This window comes from Enterococcus sp. MSG3290 (genome assembly GCF_050555565.1).
GTDB lineage: Bacteria > Bacillota > Bacilli > Lactobacillales > Enterococcaceae > Enterococcus_B > Enterococcus_B faecium.
This window is the reverse complement of sequence record NZ_CP187862.1, coordinates 2,293,274-2,309,464: the sequence shown is the minus strand read 5'-3', so window position 1 is coordinate 2,309,464 and position 16,191 is coordinate 2,293,274. Positions and strand designations below refer to the sequence as shown.

Sequence of the window (16,191 nt, the reverse complement as noted above, 5' to 3'; positions counted from 1 at the left end):
GTCAAATGGCTGAAGAAAAACCAGCTTTTAAAATCAGTATCCTAGCAAGTGGAAGTTCGGGTAATTCACTTTATATCGAAAGTGAAAAAAAACGGCTTTTGGTCGATGCAGGACTTAGCGGTAAAAAAATCACTTCCTTGATGGCTCAAATTGATCGGACACCGGACCAATTAGATGGAATACTTGTGACGCATGAACATCGAGATCATATACATGGCGTGGGTGTCTTGGCTCGTAAGTATCATTTGGATGTTTTTGCCAATCAGCAGACTTGGGAAGCGATGGAACCACTGATTGGAAATGTACCAGTGGAACAAAAACATCTATTTGAGATGGGGAAAGTCAGAACATTCGGCGATATCGATATTGAGAGTTTCGGCGTCTCCCATGACGCAGCGGCTCCGCAATTTTATCGTTTCCATAAAGAAAATCGGTCATTCGTCATGTTGACGGACACCGGATATTGCAGTGATTATATGCGAGGTGTCATTGAAAATGCCGATGGTTATTTGATGGAAAGTAATCATGATCTTGAGATGTTACGCATGGGACCTTATCCGTGGAATTTAAAACAGCGTATTTTAGGAGATAGAGGACATCTTTCCAACGAAGACGGTGCACTTGTCATGACTGATGTGATCGGTAATCGGACCAAACGAATCTATCTTGGCCATCTTAGCAAGGAAAACAATATGAAAGAACTTGCTCATTTAACAATGGAAAATGTTTTGAAAGAAAAAGATTTTGGCGTTGGACATGATTTTGAAATCTATGATACAGATCCAGATGAAGCAACTGAGCTATTTTCGATTTAAACAGTTCAATCAATAAAAATATAAAAAGCAGAAGATAAAATCAATCAGGGTTGGTTTTATCTTCTATTTTTATTTTTTTAGCATATTAAAAAAATAACCGTATTATCGACTGACTACACTGATGTGTTGCTTTTCATGTTTCTCATCCAGTATCTCATCTACTAATGCAATCGCGTAATCTGCCATGCTGATCGTACTGTCGCCAGCAGCGTTTCTTTGTAAATAATCATCACTTAACAAATAAGTACCTGTACGTTTGCCATGTGGATCAAATAAAGAAGCTGGACTGATATAAGTCCAATGTAGATTTTTAGATTGTTTCAATTTTAACAATCCTTCGTACATATTGAAAGCTGTTGGATAGAAGGGTGCATTTTTAGGTACTTGGTCAATCATACGAGTCGTCTTTTCTGTATCTAAGAATAACGAAGAGGCACCCCCAACGACAATTAAGCGTGTATCGGTTCCTTCAAGCATCTCAATCAAATGGGACAAAGAAGTTTGATGCATTTCTTCTTTTCCTTTGGGAGCGTTGAAAGCATCAACGACAACATCAAAAGATGCAAGATCAGTAGTTGTCAACTCAAATAAATCCTTTTGTATAAACGGAACATCTGATGGCAATTTTTCTGGATGACGCACGATTGCCGTCACGTCTAAATCTCTGGACAATGCTTCGTCTAAAATAAATGAACCTGCATGACCAGTAGCTCCAATGAGTGCAATTTTCATAAAAAACCTCCTTTTTTATTCCTGTCCATTGTAAGCAGTTGCTGAATATTCGTCAAAGAATCCGATTTTTGAAAAGCTCAGTGCGCATTCCTTTCATGGTTCGTGATCATTGGGTATAGTTAAATTAAGAAAACTGATTGATAAAAATAGAAGTTGAAGGAGATAAGAAATGAAAGAGTGGTTAGATCGTGCCTTTTTACCAATGATAACATCTGTTGTGAATCTTAGACCCTTAACTGCTTTGCGTAATGGAATGACTTACACGATCCCAATAATTATTGTTGGCTCGCTGTTTTTCTTATTTGCTCATTTTCCTGTGGATTACATCGCTCAGTGGATAGACAAAGCAGGATTTTCTATGTATTTTACACAAGTATACCAGGCTACATTTGATGTGATAGCCTTTTGGATCGTTTTTGCCATTGCATACGCTTATGCAAAAGAAGAAGATATCGATCGCTTACCAGTCGGCATAACAGCCTTATCTGCTTATCTACTGCTTATTCAGCCACTAAATACTCAGATAGATACTGTCTGGACAGGTGCTGAAGGGATACTAGGAGCAGTTACAACTGGGCTCATCATCGGATGGGGCTATGCACGTTTAGTAAGACTTGCGAAAGGGTGGAAGCAAAGAGAGAAGATACCTGAAAATGTTTGGCAGTCTTTTACTTCATTGATTCCAATCATTGTTATAGTCACTTTTACGCTTATCGGTTCAGCGGTTTTTCAACAGTTGTTCAGAATGACTGTTGTTCAAGGAGTATGGACATATGTCCAGCTTCCCATTCAATCGTTCATAGACACGTTGTTTGGTGTGCTTTTATTAGGTTTTTTTGTTCCGTTTTTATGGTTATTTGGTCTTCATGGATCTGCGATGGTCAATGGGTTGGTTAGTCCCATCTTGCAAGCGAATTCATTAGCAAATGCAGAAATCTTAGCCTCAGGACAAGAGTTGACGGTGGCAAATGGCGGACATATCGTTACTCAGCAATTTCTCGATCAGTTCATGACGGTTACGGGTGCTGGGTTGACGTTAGGGGCTGTATTTTTTATGACGGTTTTTGCGAAATCGAAGAAATACAGAGAATTAGGAAATATTGCTCTTTTACCAGCCTTTTTCAACATCAATGAATCGATTATTTTTTCCACACCGATCGTGATGAACCCGATGATGGCTGTTCCTTTTATTTTCGCACCGGTCGTTTCAGGATTGATTACCTATTCCGCTTTATATTTTGGATTCGTTCCTTTATTTACAGCAGTCCAAGTCCCTTGGACAACACCGCCGATCCTCTCGGGTTTTTTAGTAGGCGGAGTGCCTGCAGCGATTTTACAAGGTATCGTGTTGTCAATTAGTTTTTTCATTTATTTCCCATTTTTGAAAAAAATAGATTCTGCAAACTGCAAAAAGGAAAGACAGACAAAAAATGATGGAGCAGCAGAAAAGATGAACGACTAAAAAACAAAAATACTCCTGTCGCTTTAGATTGGGAAAATCACCAATCTAGGATGACAGGAGTATTTATAGTCATGTTTATACTAGCCCTTTTTGGACAGCTAATTGAACAAGAACAACTAATGTGTTCATTCCAACGTGTGTGATCATCGATGTCCAGATCCGACCAGTTGCTTTGTACTCTAGGCTGAAGAAGAAACCTAGGAAAAAGTAGATTAGCAGATGACCATCATTATGAGCAAACGCAAACAGCAAAGAGCTGATCACTGCTCCGACCCAAAAATTTGAATATCGACTGATGATCCCCAGTATACTGCGGCGGAATACGAACTCTTCCATGATGGGTCCAGCAACAGTTGTCGCCAAAATAAAAGCGGGTGCTTCCATGATCATCTGGATGATATTTTGTGTATTCTCGGAAGGGGTTGCTTCGCCAAACAATACAGATTCTAACATGACAGCGATGCTTTGCAGAATCAATGCGACAAAGATTCCAACCAATCCATAAATAACAATCTTTGGAGCAGAAGCTTTTTTTACCGCTGATTCGATCGCTAAGGGTTCACGTTGCTTAAAATAAAAAATAGCTAGGACAACGGCGCCTAGTATATACATGACTGCAGTTGCTGTGATCAATTCAGACGTAGATTTTACAAGTCCTATCGAAGCTAGGATCAAGGGTGAGATAAAAATTAAACCATAGCAAAAAATGCTGAGGAAGCTATATTTTTTTAAAGACATGTAATTCCTCCTTTTAAGGGATAACAAGCATGCAAGGCAAGCTTATATCGATTGATTTCAATTATATCATAATTTCAATAAGCAGCTGTCAGAATAAAATTTCTTTTCTTTGATTTAAAAGCTTGCAAAAAAGAGGGAGAATGAGTATTATTAAAAATGTAGGTTAGCACTCGAAGGTTAAGAGTGCTAACAGATTAAAAAAAGAGTTATCGGAGGGATTTATCGTGTTAAAACCATTAGGTGATCGCGTCATTATCGAAGTCGCAAAAGAAGAAGAAAAAACTGTCGGAGGAATCGTTTTAGCTTCTGCTGCTAAAGAGAAACCCCAAACTGGGACAGTTGTTGCAGTCGGTGAAGGCCGTTTGTTAGAAAACGGTGAAAAAGTTCCTGCCGCTGTAAAAGCAGGCGACCAAGTTATGTTCGAAAAATACGCCGGTACAGAAGTAAAATACGAAGGAAAAGAATATCTGATCGTCGCAGGAAAAGATATCATGGCGATTGTTGAGTAAATTTTGAAGATAAAAAATAATCAAAAATAATCAATGAGGTGAATCAATCATGGCAAAAGAATTGAAATTTGCAGAAGACGCACGCGCAGCTATGTTACGCGGGGTAGATAAATTAGCAGATACAGTGAAAGTAACATTAGGACCTAAAGGCCGAAATGTCGTACTAGAAAAATCTTACGGCTCTCCATTGATCACAAATGATGGTGTGACGATCGCAAAAGAAATCGAATTAGAAGATCATTTTGAAAACATGGGTGCAAAACTTGTATCAGAAGTAGCATCAAAAACAAATGATATTGCAGGAGACGGTACAACGACAGCAACTGTTCTGACACAAGCAATCGTTCGCGAAGGTTTAAAAAACGTAACTGCAGGTGCTAATCCTCTAGGCATTCGTCGCGGGATCGAATTGGCAACAAAAGCAGCAGTAGAAGAATTGCATAATATCTCAACTGTTGTTGATTCAAAAGAAGCCATTGCACAAGTAGCAGCTGTTTCTTCGGGTTCTGATAAAGTTGGACATTTGATTGCTGATGCAATGGAAAAAGTTGGAAACGACGGTGTCATCACAATCGAAGAATCAAAAGGGATCGAAACAGAACTAGATGTTGTAGAAGGTATGCAGTTTGATCGTGGTTACTTATCACAATATATGGTAACAGATAACGACAAAATGGAAGCTGTTCTAGAAAACCCATATATCTTGATCACAGACAAAAAAATCTCTAACATCCAAGATATTCTGCCATTGTTAGAACAAATCTTGCAACAATCACGTCCATTGTTAATTATTGCTGACGATGTAGATGGTGAAGCATTGCCAACTCTTGTATTGAACAAAATCCGTGGAACATTCAACGTAGTAGCTGTAAAAGCTCCTGGTTTCGGCGATCGTCGTAAAGCAATGCTTGAAGATATCGCTATTTTGACAGGTGGTACAGTAATTACTGACGATCTAGGTTTAGAATTGAAAGATGCAACAATCGAAAACTTAGGAAATGCTTCTAAAGTTGTTGTAGATAAAGACAATACAACGATCGTAGAAGGTTCTGGAGAAAAAGAAGCAATCGAAGCTCGTGTGCAATTGATCAAAAACCAAATTGCTGAAACAACTTCTGATTTTGACCGCGAAAAATTACAAGAACGCTTAGCTAAATTAGCAGGTGGTGTAGCTGTTGTTAAAGTTGGTGCAGCTACTGAAACAGAATTGAAAGAATTAAAATTACGCATTGAAGATGCATTGAATGCTACACGTGCCGCAGTAGAAGAAGGAATGGTCTCAGGTGGTGGTACAGCTCTAGTGAACGTTATCAGCAAAGTTTCTGCTGTAGAAGCAGAAGGAGACGTGGCAACAGGTATCAAGATCGTTGTTCGTGCTTTAGAAGAACCAATTCGTCAAATCGCTGAAAACGCTGGTTATGAAGGATCAGTGATTGTTGATAAATTGAAGAACGTGGAACTAGGCACTGGTTTCAATGCTGCTACTGGAGAATGGGTAAACATGGTTGAAGCAGGTATCGTAGACCCAACTAAAGTAACACGTTCTGCCTTGCAAAATGCCGCTTCCGTTTCTGCCTTGTTATTAACGACAGAAGCAGTCGTTGCAGATAAACCAGAACCAGCAGCGCCAGCAGCTCCTGCAATGGATCCATCAATGATGGGCGGTATGATGTAGTAATTAAGAAAGAACCCTATTTTAACAGGGTTCTTTCTTCTTTTTTTGTTTTATTTTAAGCAAAAGGGGCAAAGAAGGGGCAAAAATATCAAAGGCTATTTAGTTTATCAATTACTTGTTGTTTGGCTCTTTTTGTTACATGGTTATAAATAGACAGAGTTGTGTTTGCATCAGAATGCCCTACACGCTCCATAATGGCTTTAAGAGGTACGCCTAATTCAGATAATAGTGAAACGTGGCTATGTCTGAATATATGTGAGGATAGACTTTTTTCTAATTCCAACTCTTCCTCTACTTTATGGAGTATAGCGTTAAATGAGTGCAGCGCAAGCGGAGTGCCACTTGTAGATATAAATATATATTGATCGGGATCTGTGGGTCTACCTGCAAGAATATTGTCAGCTATCACACTTTCAATCAATTCTTTTGCACGATTGGGTAATTGCACTTCACGTTGCGAATAAGTATTTTTTGGAGTTGTTTTTATAGCATTATCCATTTTCACAGATGTGTAATCTAAGGTCCCATTAATGGAAATTTTCCCATCCTCATAGTCCTTCATTTGCAAAGCTAGCAATTCCCCATATCTCAAACCAGTTAAATATAGAAACTCAGCTATTATGCCGTGTAGTTTTCTGCGAGGATTGGAGTATAGCTGTTTCAGTATTTGATCAATTTCTTCTTTCTCCAGATATTTTTTATTCATAGAAAGCCTTCTTTTTTCTTCTTCCACTTTTTTAGGATGGATTTTAACTGCTAGCGCAGGGTTTCTTTGAATGTATTTTCTATCGATTGCATAGTTTAGCATAACAGATAGAGTTGTTTTTGTTTGTTTTGTGTAGTTCAGTGAGAGGTCACCAAACGTATACATATCTTCAATTATCTTATTAATGAGTGTCTCATCAATGTTTCTAACGATCGTATCATCGCTTATGTGCTTAGAAACATGTTTCATCATCATTGGAACCTTCAAATAGCTAGTACGTTTAACATGCTGCTTATAATATTCATACCATTCTTTATACAGCTCACCAAAAGTGATATCTGATTTATTGTAATCTTCGAGTGCTTCTTTAATTTTTTTATCTAGAATTTTCTGAGCTTTTTTCCACGCTTGTGGTGAATTACTTGTAAGTGTTGTAGATTTTTTCCGTGTTTTTTCTGTATAAGGATCTACATATCTTTCAATAAACTTGAATCGCCCATCTTTGGTTTGTTCAACCCACACTTTTAACATCTCCTATCATTTGCTATAATAGGCATAACAAATAGACCTATATAGGTTTGTTTTCTAAAAGCACGCTCTTACTCTGGACGGTGGGGCGTGTTTTTTAGTGTGCTTCAAAATCTTTATTTAATATTCTATTTAAAATCACATTGAACTCTGTCGCGTCAAAATCACGCAGTAATATAATTTTTCCGGATTCTCTATACAGGTGTGTTCCATCTGAGAAGGCCTTTATACCAACTATATTAGAAAGGTTAATAACTTTCATTCCATTCTCGTTAACAAAAATTATTCTTTTATTAGTCAAAAATGGTACCCCAATAAATACATCGTTCCATTCTGTTACTTTGTTCGAATTATGTTTAATTGATCCCATTCTATAATTCAAGCCTTTAGCAATTCTAATATTAGAAGATAATCCTGAATAATTAGTTCGAACCGTTCTAGTTTTCTGCTCTTGCCATTTGACTCTCTGTTTAGGCGTATAGTAACAAAATTCATTAGATTTTAGATTGACCCCATCAATTAATGCTGCTCTTTTGGATAAATCCTCTTTTTCAAGTTGCCTAATCATTCTATTTAGTTCTTCTTTTTGCTCTTTTTCTGCCAGTTCTTTTTCTTCTTTTTTTCTTTTTGCAATTGTTCCATCAAGGTATTCAACTGGTTTTAAACCCATAAAAATTAAAAAAATTCCAAGGGGTAAAAAAACAAGTGTGACAGGCAAAACAATGAATGACATTAGACAAGATAAAACTCCTATAATAAGTGCAAGATATTTGAGTATTGTCACAAAAAATTTTTTCAAAGATTTTCCTCCTTTGATATAATAGATTTCCCGATCTTAAAAGAGGTTAGGATAGTCCGTGTTGCGGCACGAGCTTTTTTATTTAACAAGCTCGCTTTGAACAGTGAAATGTAGAAATGTATTTTTTCTATAATCCTAATAATTCTTTTTTCTTCTTTTCAAATTCATCTGTAGTGATGATGTCCATATCAAGCAATTCTTTTAGTTCTTTCACTTTTTGGATAGGAGAAGTTAAGCTTTGATTTTGTTCAGTATGATCGTGATTTTTAGCTTCCATTTTTTCTTTAACAAAGTTTACAAAGGAATTTATATCTCCAATGCTTATCCATTTCATATTTACTTTATTTCCTGAAGCATAGAAAGAGATTTTATATCCCATAGCTTTTTTAGCAAATTCAAAAGAGGAAATATTGGAATAGGGGAAAGATTCACTATCAAAACCGAAAGTTCTTTTACCAAAAAAGAAAAGTCTTTTATTCGTCGCTAAAAATACCCCATTCTTTATTGTATCTGTACCCATGGATTTTGTTTCATACGTTCCAAATACACCTTCAACCACTTTTTCTCCGGGTTCTAGATATTCTTGAGCATATTTCAATTGCTTGGAAAATTTTTTGTTTTTTGTATCTAGTGTCATTTTAAACTCCTCATTTCTATGGTATTATTTATGATGTAGAATCTTAGAAATAAGGTTTTTGTGTCCGTGTTGCAGCACGGGCTTTTTTTAATGTATTACTGAAAACGATTTCTTTAATAATTCTTGATGTATTCATACATATTGCCTTGCGTAAGAATATTTTTTCTTAAAATAGCATTGGCAGACAGCATAACAAGTGTATCTGAGCTTATTCTGAATAGAATAATATTCCATAAATTTTTCGAGGTTAAACTGAGATTCATCAGTCAGTTCGTTCTCAATATAGATATTTAATAAAATTAGAATAGCTATTTTATCTGCTTCTGTTTCAAATTTTGAGTGAAAAGTTGTAGAAGTATCGTACAAAACTGAAAATTCAAAATGAGAGGCGCTGAAATGTGCAAGTTCATGAGATAAATGAAAGGCTTCTGCAGTTTCACCGTATAGATTTTCATTCAAAAAAATGATTCTGGGTTTTGGATAGTAGAAACCAGACTCTTTCATTTCCATATAAACTACTTTCAAATTGTATTCGCTCAACATTTCTTTCAATTTCAAATACATACAAACTATCACTCCAACTATTCATTTTCTTCTAAAGCTTTAGCAATTGCAATCGCTTTACGCATTGTCTCCTTAGATATTTCTTTTCCGTCAAAAGAAAATACAGTATCATCTTCTGATAAATCCACAAATTTAGGCGTTTCTCTTTCTTCTCTACCTAGAAGGTAGTCTATAGAGACATTGAAATAGTCAGCAATTTCTTGCAATTTTTCAGCGGATGGTTGTTTTCCACTTTTTAAACTATAGAAATAGTTTTCACTGTATCCTAAATCAGTTGTTACTTGTTTCATTGTTTTTGAATGTTTTTTTGCAAGAAATTTTATCCGCTCAAATACTGTCATACCAGCATTCTCCTTTTTTCTTTACAAAAAACCAATAAAAAAGTGTAGTTTTGCGTTGACGTAAACAACACTATAGTGTATATTGGTTTTGTAAGTTAATTGGATAGAAAAAAAGCAAAGTAAAAACACACCTTATAGCATTAAGTTTGGCGACCGAGTGCGATAAAAAGGCTTGTTATATGCTTATTTAACTATGACTATATACTACACTATAGTATAGTTTTCAGTCAACTAAAAATATACTTTTCTATCCAATTTTCTTTCTAAATAAAAAGAAAGGAAGTGTGTGAAGTGAGTAATATCGATAATGGGCGGGAAGCCATTAAAGAATTTATGAAAGCAAATAATATTTCAGAATACGATTTGGCCACTGCATATGGTAGATCGAGAACTTGGATTCAGCGTGTTTTAAGTGGAAAAGATAAAGGTCCAGCTGTTAACGCCTTTATTCTGGAAGTTATTCGCGATCATAAAATTCGATAGGAGGGGGAACAAAAATGAAAGAACTAATCAAAGTAACAACAAACGAGAACAACGAACAGTTAGTAAGCGGTAGAGAGCTGCATGAATTTTTGGAGGTGGCAACAGAATACAAAAAATGGTTTAGCCGTATGGCAGAATATGGTTTTGTTGAAAATATAGATTTCGTAAGGGTGACCCAAAAATGTCCGACCCCTGGAGGAATTCAGAATATTACCGACCATGCAATGAAATTGGACATGGCAAAAGAAATCTCAATGATCCAACGAACAGAAAAAGGTAAACAAGCGCGTCAATATTTTCTTCAAGTGGAAAAAGCGTGGAATAGCGAAGAAATGATCTTAATGCGAAGTCGGCAAATCCTCGAAAGAAAGGTAGAGACGTTACAACTTGAAAATGAAGAAATGAAGCCCAAAGCATTATTTGCTGATTCAGTTAGTGCGAGTCACACGAGTATTTTAGTTGGTGAATTAGCAAAACTCATAAAGCAAAACGGTGTTGATATTGGTTCTAAACGACTGTTTAGTTGGCTACGTGAAAAGGAATATTTAATCAAACGTAAAGGAACTGATTGGAATATGCCAACTCAAAAAGCGATGGATCTAGGACTATTTGAAATAAAAGAGACAACAATTTCTCATTCTGATGGTCATATTTCTATTAATAAAACTCCAAAAGTCACAGGCAAAGGACAAGTATATTTTGTTAATAAATTTTTAGGAGGGGTAATAAGTGAAAAAACCAACACTTTCAGAGTTGATAGAAGCTGCTGAGAAGGCAGTAAAACCAGACGACTGGTACCGACAAAGTTTAATCTTGGAGAAGTTCCACGGCATGTCAAAAACTACTTTAGTTGAATACTGCAAGGAAATGGAAACAATTCCTGAATTTTCAGAAGGAATTGTTCGTCCAGGACATTCAACCACATTTATTCATTACCACACTTTTATTTGGTTTTTAAAATGGAAAGACGCAAATAAATATCGTGTAAAAATATTATCTCCTTCAGATGTTTTGAAGGAAGCAAGTTGATTATTTTCAGAGTAAAAAGTAAACAAAAATATTAGGAGGAAAATTTGATGAAGATTACAGTACCAGATGAATTGATAGCAGATGAGTTGACAGAACAAATAGTAAGAAAGGTTTTAGATGCACTTGATGAACGACTGAAGGTAATGAACAAGTCAGTGGAGCTTCCTCCGTATCCAAACAAATCAGAGGTGAAAAAAATTTTAGGCATTGGTGATGACAAATTAACACATTGGATAAACCTAGGCTTAAAAACACAGCAGTGGAGCAAGTTAGACATCAGAATTGAACGATCGGAACTCCAAAGATTTTTGAAAGAAAACTTTGAGTTCTAAAGGCAAAGGAGAATGATTTTATGTCCTACACATTGCAACAAGAACATCAAATTCTAGGTCTGATTAAACAGCGTAGAAAACAATTACAAGATGATCGTGCAGCGCTTAGAAAAGCCGATGAGCTATCAGATAGACAAGCTGAACTAATTGCTTCTGAACTTGAGGATTTGAGAATGCTAGAAATAAAAAATAGGGAGATTAGATTATGAAGAAGACAGACACACTTTTTATAGGATTCATTTTGGGGTTATTAGTGATTGTAGCGCACAAAAGTATTATTGGGGGAAGCTTGTTCGCAGCATTGATGGTTTTAATCAATCTGCTTGATTCAAAAGAAAGGAGCAACTATGGCACGAGAAGAAGCGCTAAAAATCGGTAAAGTGATTGCTGATAATTGGTGGACCAATAACCGCCCTATTATTTTAAGCAAGCAACATATCGAAAAGCAAAAATCATGGCAACAAATAAAAAAGTGACTCAGCCGACAAGCAATGAGTCACATACAAAATACATCTAAGGAGATGTTACCACATGGAAAATGAATTTTCCACTCTAGATCAATATTTGACTGATCCTAGTTGGGGCAAATCGAATATCAAGGAAACAATCAATCGAAAAATCAGACGAAATCTTTTGACAAATGAAGAACTAGCATGTGATCAAGATGACTTGGGAAATTTTGTGAGTATTTGGGATCATGTTTACCTTATCCATTTATCGAAGCGGTCCAGAAAACCTGAATATATCTATGTTATCGAAGATGGCTTGATTGATGCGCTAGAAGAGTACGACAGAGATAACTTGATTGATATCTCTTATTACGGACCAGGTAAGAAATACATTGCTGAAATGGAGGCAGAATTTGATGAGTGAAAGCAAAGGGACAACGAATTTTGAAAAACTTTTTAGTCGCAAGTTAAATAAAATTCTCAAGAAAAAAGGAAATTTTGATTATTTATCTTGGGCTCACGCATGGGAGATTATGAAAAAGAATGATCCACAGGCAACGGTAACTATTAATGAGTACAAACACTACAGAGTTGTTTCTGGAACTCATCAAGACTTTCTTGTTGAGGAATACAAACCTTTTCTTATGGACGAAACAGGGACTTATGTATCTGTCTCAGTAATGGTTAAAGGACACACGGAAACCGAGTTATTTCCTGTTTTAGATTATCGAAACCAACCAGTTGTTAAACCAAATGCTATGCAAATCAATAACTCATTGAAGCGATGCTTTGTGAAAGCATTGGCTCTACACGGACTGGGATTATATGTATTTCAAGGGGAAGATATTCCAACACCACCTAGAATCGATACAAAGAAATTAAACATGCTAGAGACGATTATAGAAGCTTTCAATGAGCAGATGGGTAAAGATATGACCAAAACCTTAATCGAATATGTTAATGAGCAGACAGATAAATTAGGGCTCTTAGCTGATAACGTTGAAACTATTGAACAGTTAAGCTATGAGCAATGTGCCTTGATGGAGCGAGCAATAGCAGCTAAGAGAAAAGAATTAGATAAGAAGTGATATGAGTGTTTAAACCATTAATCGATTCATATTCAGCGGTTCTGAAAAAGTTCAAAGGAAAAGACATAGGTGCAACTATTAATGAAGAAGTGAACATCGAACGTTTGAAGACGATGTACGACGGATATGATGGCGATCGGATTATTGAAGTTCGATTTATTGATCCACGTCGATTTACTGTGCAGCAACGAAACTTCATCTATGCGCTGATAGGCGATATTTTCATCGATACAGGCATGCCAACGGACTTCTGGAAGGAATTCTTCTACTTCCGTTTTGAAGGTGTCACAGGGCGCAAAATAAGCCTCAAAGACGAATCGAATACAACTGTGAGTGATGCTAATGTCTTAGCAAATATCATCTTAGATTTCATCTTTGAACATCATATTCCTTTCAAAGAAGGCTATGAGATTTTACCAGCGAATCAAGAATATTACTTCTACAAATGCATTACAAAAAGAGTTTGTTGCATCTGTGGCAAAACAGGAGCTGACATCGATCACTTTGACAAAGCGTTAGGAAGACGAAAGCGCAAAGAAGTTGATCATTCAGAGTACACATTTGCAGCACTCTGCAGAATCCATCACACAGAGAAACACAAAATAGGTGTGATCAATTTTAAAAATAAATACCAGATTAAGGGCATTAAGTTAAACCAAGAAACAATCAAAAAGTTAAATATTGGAGGGTGAGAAATGGCAGAGCATCGAAGTTATTACGCGATTATACCAGCCAATGTAAGGTACGACCAAAGACTTAAGCCGAATACCAAGTTGTTATACGGAGAAATAACCGCCTTGTGCAACGAGAGAGGTTTTTGTTGGGCAGGTAACGAGTACTTTGCTGATTTATATGGTGTGAATAAGGAGACTATATCTAGATGGGTAAGTGATTTGATTAAGTTTGGATACTTGAATCGGGAAATAATTTACAAAGAGGGTACCAATCAAATAATCAATAGGTACCTACGAATTAATCAATACCCTATTGACGAAAAACGCAATACCCCTATTGACGAAAAAGTCAAAGATAATAATACATCTATTAATAATACATTTAATAATACAAAAGAATATATAAGAGACTTACCGCCTTCGAAAAAATCGAAGGCTAAGCCCATCCGTCATAAATACGGAGAGTATAAGAATGTTCTTTTGTCAGATGAGCAGATGGAGAAACTCAAAATAGAATTCCCTAATGACTATCAAGAACGAATAGAACGGCTATCTGAGTATTGTGAATCATCTGGTAAGACTTATAAAAACTATTTGGCAACTATTCGAAGCTGGGCAAGAAAAGAAAAAAATGAATCTAAGAGCGCAAGCAGTGGATACAAGCGCACAGGGAGACGAGAGAAGCTTCCTGAGTGGGCAATCGACCAAGAAGCCTATCTTAAGAAAAAAGCGCTAGAACGAGCTAATAGACAATCAAAAGCACCATTCTAAGAGGTGGAAAATTGAAAATCGATTATCTAGAACTAATTAATGAAATAGCAAAGTATAAAACTGGTGAGGAAATAGAGATTCTGAGAGACGTTTATGAACAACTTGATGAAGCTGGAATCGAACGAATTAAGAATGATCGTTCAAGTTGGAGTAAACTCAGATACTATTTCGCACTTTATATCGATGCAACACAATTAAGAAATTTAGCTTATACAAAATTACTATTTGTTGATTGCGTTAAAGGATTGCAAAAACATCTTAGTGAACTTGAGCAGGTGTAATCAGATGGATCTAAAAACATTTACAGCACAGATCGAACTAATGCATCAAGAAGCTTTAAGACAAAGCGCCTCGTACGAAGACAAGTGGCTCAACACGTTCCATGGTGGACGTGAGAGCGCACTTGATCAAGTACTCAAATTATTGAAAGGGGAACGTCGGGATGGATAAGAAAGCGGCAATGCAGCTAATTATCGAATTGACTTATTCAGAAGATTGGCAAAATGACAAAGAAGCTGCTTCGGAAGTGATGAGACTTGGAAGAGAGATGTGGGCAGACAAGAGCAACAAGCCAAGACCGCGAAAAATCGCAATCTGGCATGGCGACAAAATTCTAGTCACAGGAACTGCCCAGCAGTTAGCAACTCTCACAGGATTGCACGAGAAAATCGTGAGAAAGAGAGCTAGGTGTGGATACACAGACGTTAAGAAGAGAACGTTTAGGTACGTGGAGGAATCATCATGACAACAGAAGAAGTGATTCAAATGCGTATTCGAAGCATTCAACGTGAAATTGACGAACTGGAGCGGACAAAGGCAGTGATGGTCAATGAAACGGCGAGAAAGGCAATCGATTTACACATAGAGAACTTAAGAAGGGAAATTCGTAGATTGGAGGAATGAGCGTGGATAAGAAAGCAGCAATGAAACGAATTGCTGAATTAACCAAGTCAGAATCTTGGCAAGAAGACAAAGAAATAGTTGCAGAAGTCCAAAAGCTCGGTAAATCAATGTGGACTGAAAAAACCAAACGGAGAACGCCGAGAAAGATTGCAATCTGGCATGGTGACCGAATTCTAGTAACGGGTACTGCTGAACAGTTATCTGAAATTACTGGTCTGAGCAAAAATATTATCTGGGATAGAGCTAGGAGCTTATGGATTGATTCAAAAGGACGACAGTTTAAGTATGTGGAGGAGAAAAAATGCTAGACATGAGAATCGAAGATTATCGAATTACCAGTGATTCTAGAAACATTGTTTTATCGAAGGTAAGACGAGACGAAGAAGGAAATATCCGCTACACAGAAGCAAAAGAAGAATCACGAGCAGATATTGGATACTTCCAAACTGTCTCATCGTGTTTAAAGGCGATACAACGCGATTACGTGTTAAGTGAAGAAAGAACGATAAAAAGTATTATCGAGTACAAAAAAGCGTTAGAAAACATCACTAGACAGTTTGAACAGGCATGTGAGATTGAGGAGGAGAAATAATGGATCTCATTACACAATACAGTGATATTATCCTCAAAAAAATCATGGCAAAGATTCAGAAAGATAAAAAATCAAAAGAACGAGCGGAATTAGTTAAGTTGGAAATGGCTGAAACAGGAGCAGGAGTGCGAAGTAGCAGGCATTGGAAAGCAGCAGCAAACATTGAATTTTATTACAACGAAATTCAAAAAGGGTTCGATCAGATGCGTGAGCTGGATCGGCAAACAAATTGGAGCAAGAAACTTCATCAAGATCGTTTCAAATTTGTAGAAAAGTATAGAGAGATACTGAATGAGTATTTCGAGGAGGACTAGATGTTTAATTTAATGTTAGCGTCAATTCACTTTTTATTCTATATAACGAT

27 protein-coding genes are annotated in these 16,191 nt (G+C 36.6%); 20 read left to right on the top strand and 7 right to left on the bottom strand.

Annotation, left to right across the window (positions count from 1 at the left end):
* Positions 1–5 precede the first annotated feature (5 nt).
* On the top strand, positions 6–815 hold the full coding sequence (locus IGL31_RS11220; protein ID WP_002288854.1) for an MBL fold metallo-hydrolase: 810 nt from the start codon (positions 6–8) through the stop codon (positions 813–815).
* 102 nt (positions 816–917) lie between these two features.
* On the opposite strand, the gene IGL31_RS11215 is transcribed toward IGL31_RS11220, so the two are convergent.
* Positions 918–1,547: an NAD(P)-dependent oxidoreductase gene (locus tag IGL31_RS11215; protein ID WP_002288856.1), complete on the bottom strand. Its 630-nt coding sequence runs from the start codon at positions 1,545–1,547 to the stop codon at positions 918–920.
* Between the two features lie 169 nt (positions 1,548–1,716).
* Between IGL31_RS11215 and IGL31_RS11210 the strand changes: the two genes are divergently transcribed.
* Positions 1,717–3,009 carry a PTS sugar transporter subunit IIC gene (locus IGL31_RS11210; RefSeq protein WP_086300259.1) on the top strand — a complete coding sequence of 431 codons (1,293 nt, stop codon included), beginning with the start codon at positions 1,717–1,719 and terminating at the stop codon, positions 3,007–3,009.
* 75 nt (positions 3,010–3,084) lie between these two features.
* Here the strand turns inward: IGL31_RS11210 and IGL31_RS11205 are convergent, their stop codons facing one another.
* Positions 3,085–3,747, bottom strand: coding sequence for a CPBP family intramembrane glutamic endopeptidase (locus tag IGL31_RS11205; RefSeq protein ID WP_002299792.1), 663 nt, complete (start codon positions 3,745–3,747; stop codon positions 3,085–3,087).
* A gap of 224 nt (positions 3,748–3,971) precedes the next feature.
* Between IGL31_RS11205 and groES the strand changes: the two genes are divergently transcribed.
* Entirely contained in the window at positions 3,972–4,256 is a 285-nt protein-coding gene (groES, locus tag IGL31_RS11200; RefSeq protein WP_002288862.1) for a co-chaperone GroES, read from the top strand.
* A 49-nt stretch (positions 4,257–4,305) separates the two neighbouring features.
* Positions 4,306–5,931 (top strand): chaperonin GroEL, encoded by a 1,626-nt coding sequence (gene groL, locus IGL31_RS11195; RefSeq protein WP_002290607.1) that lies wholly within the window; start codon positions 4,306–4,308, stop codon positions 5,929–5,931.
* Between the two features lie 88 nt (positions 5,932–6,019).
* Here the strand turns inward: groL and IGL31_RS11190 are convergent, their stop codons facing one another.
* The 5 genes from IGL31_RS11190 to IGL31_RS11170 form a co-directional block, all read right to left on the bottom strand.
* Positions 6,020–7,159: a tyrosine-type recombinase/integrase gene (locus tag IGL31_RS11190; protein ID WP_002290609.1), complete on the bottom strand. Its 1,140-nt coding sequence runs from the start codon at positions 7,157–7,159 to the stop codon at positions 6,020–6,022.
* 103 nt (positions 7,160–7,262) lie between these two features.
* Positions 7,263–7,964: a hypothetical protein gene (locus tag IGL31_RS11185; protein WP_002318510.1), complete on the bottom strand. Its 702-nt coding sequence runs from the start codon at positions 7,962–7,964 to the stop codon at positions 7,263–7,265.
* A 127-nt stretch (positions 7,965–8,091) separates the two neighbouring features.
* Positions 8,092–8,601 (bottom strand): PH domain-containing protein, encoded by a 510-nt coding sequence (locus IGL31_RS11180; protein ID WP_010722186.1) that lies wholly within the window; start codon positions 8,599–8,601, stop codon positions 8,092–8,094.
* A 132-nt stretch (positions 8,602–8,733) separates the two neighbouring features.
* On the bottom strand, positions 8,734–9,165 hold the full coding sequence (locus IGL31_RS11175; RefSeq protein WP_002326797.1) for an ImmA/IrrE family metallo-endopeptidase: 432 nt from the start codon (positions 9,163–9,165) through the stop codon (positions 8,734–8,736).
* A 17-nt stretch (positions 9,166–9,182) separates the two neighbouring features.
* Positions 9,183–9,506, bottom strand: a complete 324-nt coding sequence (locus tag IGL31_RS11170) for a helix-turn-helix domain-containing protein (protein WP_002326798.1) — start codon at positions 9,504–9,506, stop codon at positions 9,183–9,185.
* 291 nt (positions 9,507–9,797) lie between these two features.
* On the opposite strand from IGL31_RS11170, the gene IGL31_RS11165 reads away from it, so the two are divergent.
* The 16 genes from IGL31_RS11165 to IGL31_RS11090 all read left to right on the top strand — a co-directional run bounded on the left by IGL31_RS11165 (position 9,798) and on the right by IGL31_RS11090 (position 16,141).
* On the top strand, positions 9,798–9,989 hold the full coding sequence (locus tag IGL31_RS11165) for a hypothetical protein (protein WP_002321800.1): 192 nt from the start codon (positions 9,798–9,800) through the stop codon (positions 9,987–9,989).
* Positions 9,990–10,003: 14 nt separating this feature from the next.
* Entirely contained in the window at positions 10,004–10,759 is a 756-nt protein-coding gene (locus tag IGL31_RS11160; protein ID WP_002326799.1) for a phage antirepressor KilAC domain-containing protein, read from the top strand.
* Positions 10,719–11,018 carry a hypothetical protein gene (locus tag IGL31_RS11155; protein WP_002318516.1) on the top strand — a complete coding sequence of 100 codons (300 nt, stop codon included), beginning with the start codon at positions 10,719–10,721 and terminating at the stop codon, positions 11,016–11,018. Before IGL31_RS11160 ends, IGL31_RS11155 begins: the two co-directional genes overlap by 41 nt.
* A 47-nt stretch (positions 11,019–11,065) precedes the next feature.
* Positions 11,066–11,350, top strand: coding sequence for a hypothetical protein (locus IGL31_RS11150; protein WP_002323127.1), 285 nt, complete (start codon positions 11,066–11,068; stop codon positions 11,348–11,350).
* A 20-nt stretch (positions 11,351–11,370) separates the two neighbouring features.
* Positions 11,371–11,559, top strand: coding sequence for a hypothetical protein (locus IGL31_RS11145; protein ID WP_002311421.1), 189 nt, complete (start codon positions 11,371–11,373; stop codon positions 11,557–11,559).
* Between the two features lie 138 nt (positions 11,560–11,697).
* Positions 11,698–11,826 (top strand): hypothetical protein, encoded by a 129-nt coding sequence (locus IGL31_RS11140; protein ID WP_010723662.1) that lies wholly within the window; start codon positions 11,698–11,700, stop codon positions 11,824–11,826.
* 55 nt (positions 11,827–11,881) lie between these two features.
* Positions 11,882–12,223 (top strand): hypothetical protein, encoded by a 342-nt coding sequence (locus IGL31_RS11135; protein WP_010723663.1) that lies wholly within the window; start codon positions 11,882–11,884, stop codon positions 12,221–12,223.
* Positions 12,216–12,887 carry a DUF1071 domain-containing protein gene (locus IGL31_RS11130; RefSeq protein WP_010723664.1) on the top strand — a complete coding sequence of 224 codons (672 nt, stop codon included), beginning with the start codon at positions 12,216–12,218 and terminating at the stop codon, positions 12,885–12,887. The genes IGL31_RS11135 and IGL31_RS11130 overlap by 8 nt, the downstream gene beginning before the upstream one ends.
* Positions 12,888–12,892: 5 nt before the next feature.
* Positions 12,893–13,579 carry a putative HNHc nuclease gene (locus tag IGL31_RS11125; protein ID WP_002375505.1) on the top strand — a complete coding sequence of 229 codons (687 nt, stop codon included), beginning with the start codon at positions 12,893–12,895 and terminating at the stop codon, positions 13,577–13,579.
* 3 nt (positions 13,580–13,582) lie between these two features.
* Positions 13,583–14,332, top strand: coding sequence for a helix-turn-helix domain-containing protein (locus tag IGL31_RS11120; protein ID WP_010723665.1), 750 nt, complete (start codon positions 13,583–13,585; stop codon positions 14,330–14,332).
* A gap of 11 nt (positions 14,333–14,343) precedes the next feature.
* Positions 14,344–14,613 carry a hypothetical protein gene (locus IGL31_RS11115; protein WP_010726894.1) on the top strand — a complete coding sequence of 90 codons (270 nt, stop codon included), beginning with the start codon at positions 14,344–14,346 and terminating at the stop codon, positions 14,611–14,613.
* Between the two features lie 161 nt (positions 14,614–14,774).
* Positions 14,775–15,077 (top strand): hypothetical protein, encoded by a 303-nt coding sequence (locus IGL31_RS11110; protein ID WP_010723668.1) that lies wholly within the window; start codon positions 14,775–14,777, stop codon positions 15,075–15,077.
* A complete protein-coding gene (locus IGL31_RS11105) occupies positions 15,074–15,235 on the top strand; it encodes a hypothetical protein (protein ID WP_002353308.1) in 162 nt (53 codons plus the stop codon). The genes IGL31_RS11110 and IGL31_RS11105 overlap by 4 nt, the downstream gene beginning before the upstream one ends.
* On the top strand, positions 15,232–15,543 hold the full coding sequence (locus IGL31_RS11100; protein WP_086300260.1) for a hypothetical protein: 312 nt from the start codon (positions 15,232–15,234) through the stop codon (positions 15,541–15,543). The genes IGL31_RS11105 and IGL31_RS11100 overlap by 4 nt, the downstream gene beginning before the upstream one ends.
* Entirely contained in the window at positions 15,537–15,827 is a 291-nt protein-coding gene (locus tag IGL31_RS11095) for a hypothetical protein (RefSeq protein WP_002321686.1), read from the top strand. The genes IGL31_RS11100 and IGL31_RS11095 overlap by 7 nt, the downstream gene beginning before the upstream one ends.
* A complete protein-coding gene (locus tag IGL31_RS11090) occupies positions 15,827–16,141 on the top strand; it encodes a DUF1140 family protein (protein WP_086300261.1) in 315 nt (104 codons plus the stop codon). The genes IGL31_RS11095 and IGL31_RS11090 overlap by 1 nt, the downstream gene beginning before the upstream one ends.
* Positions 16,142–16,191: the final 50 nt, after the last annotated feature.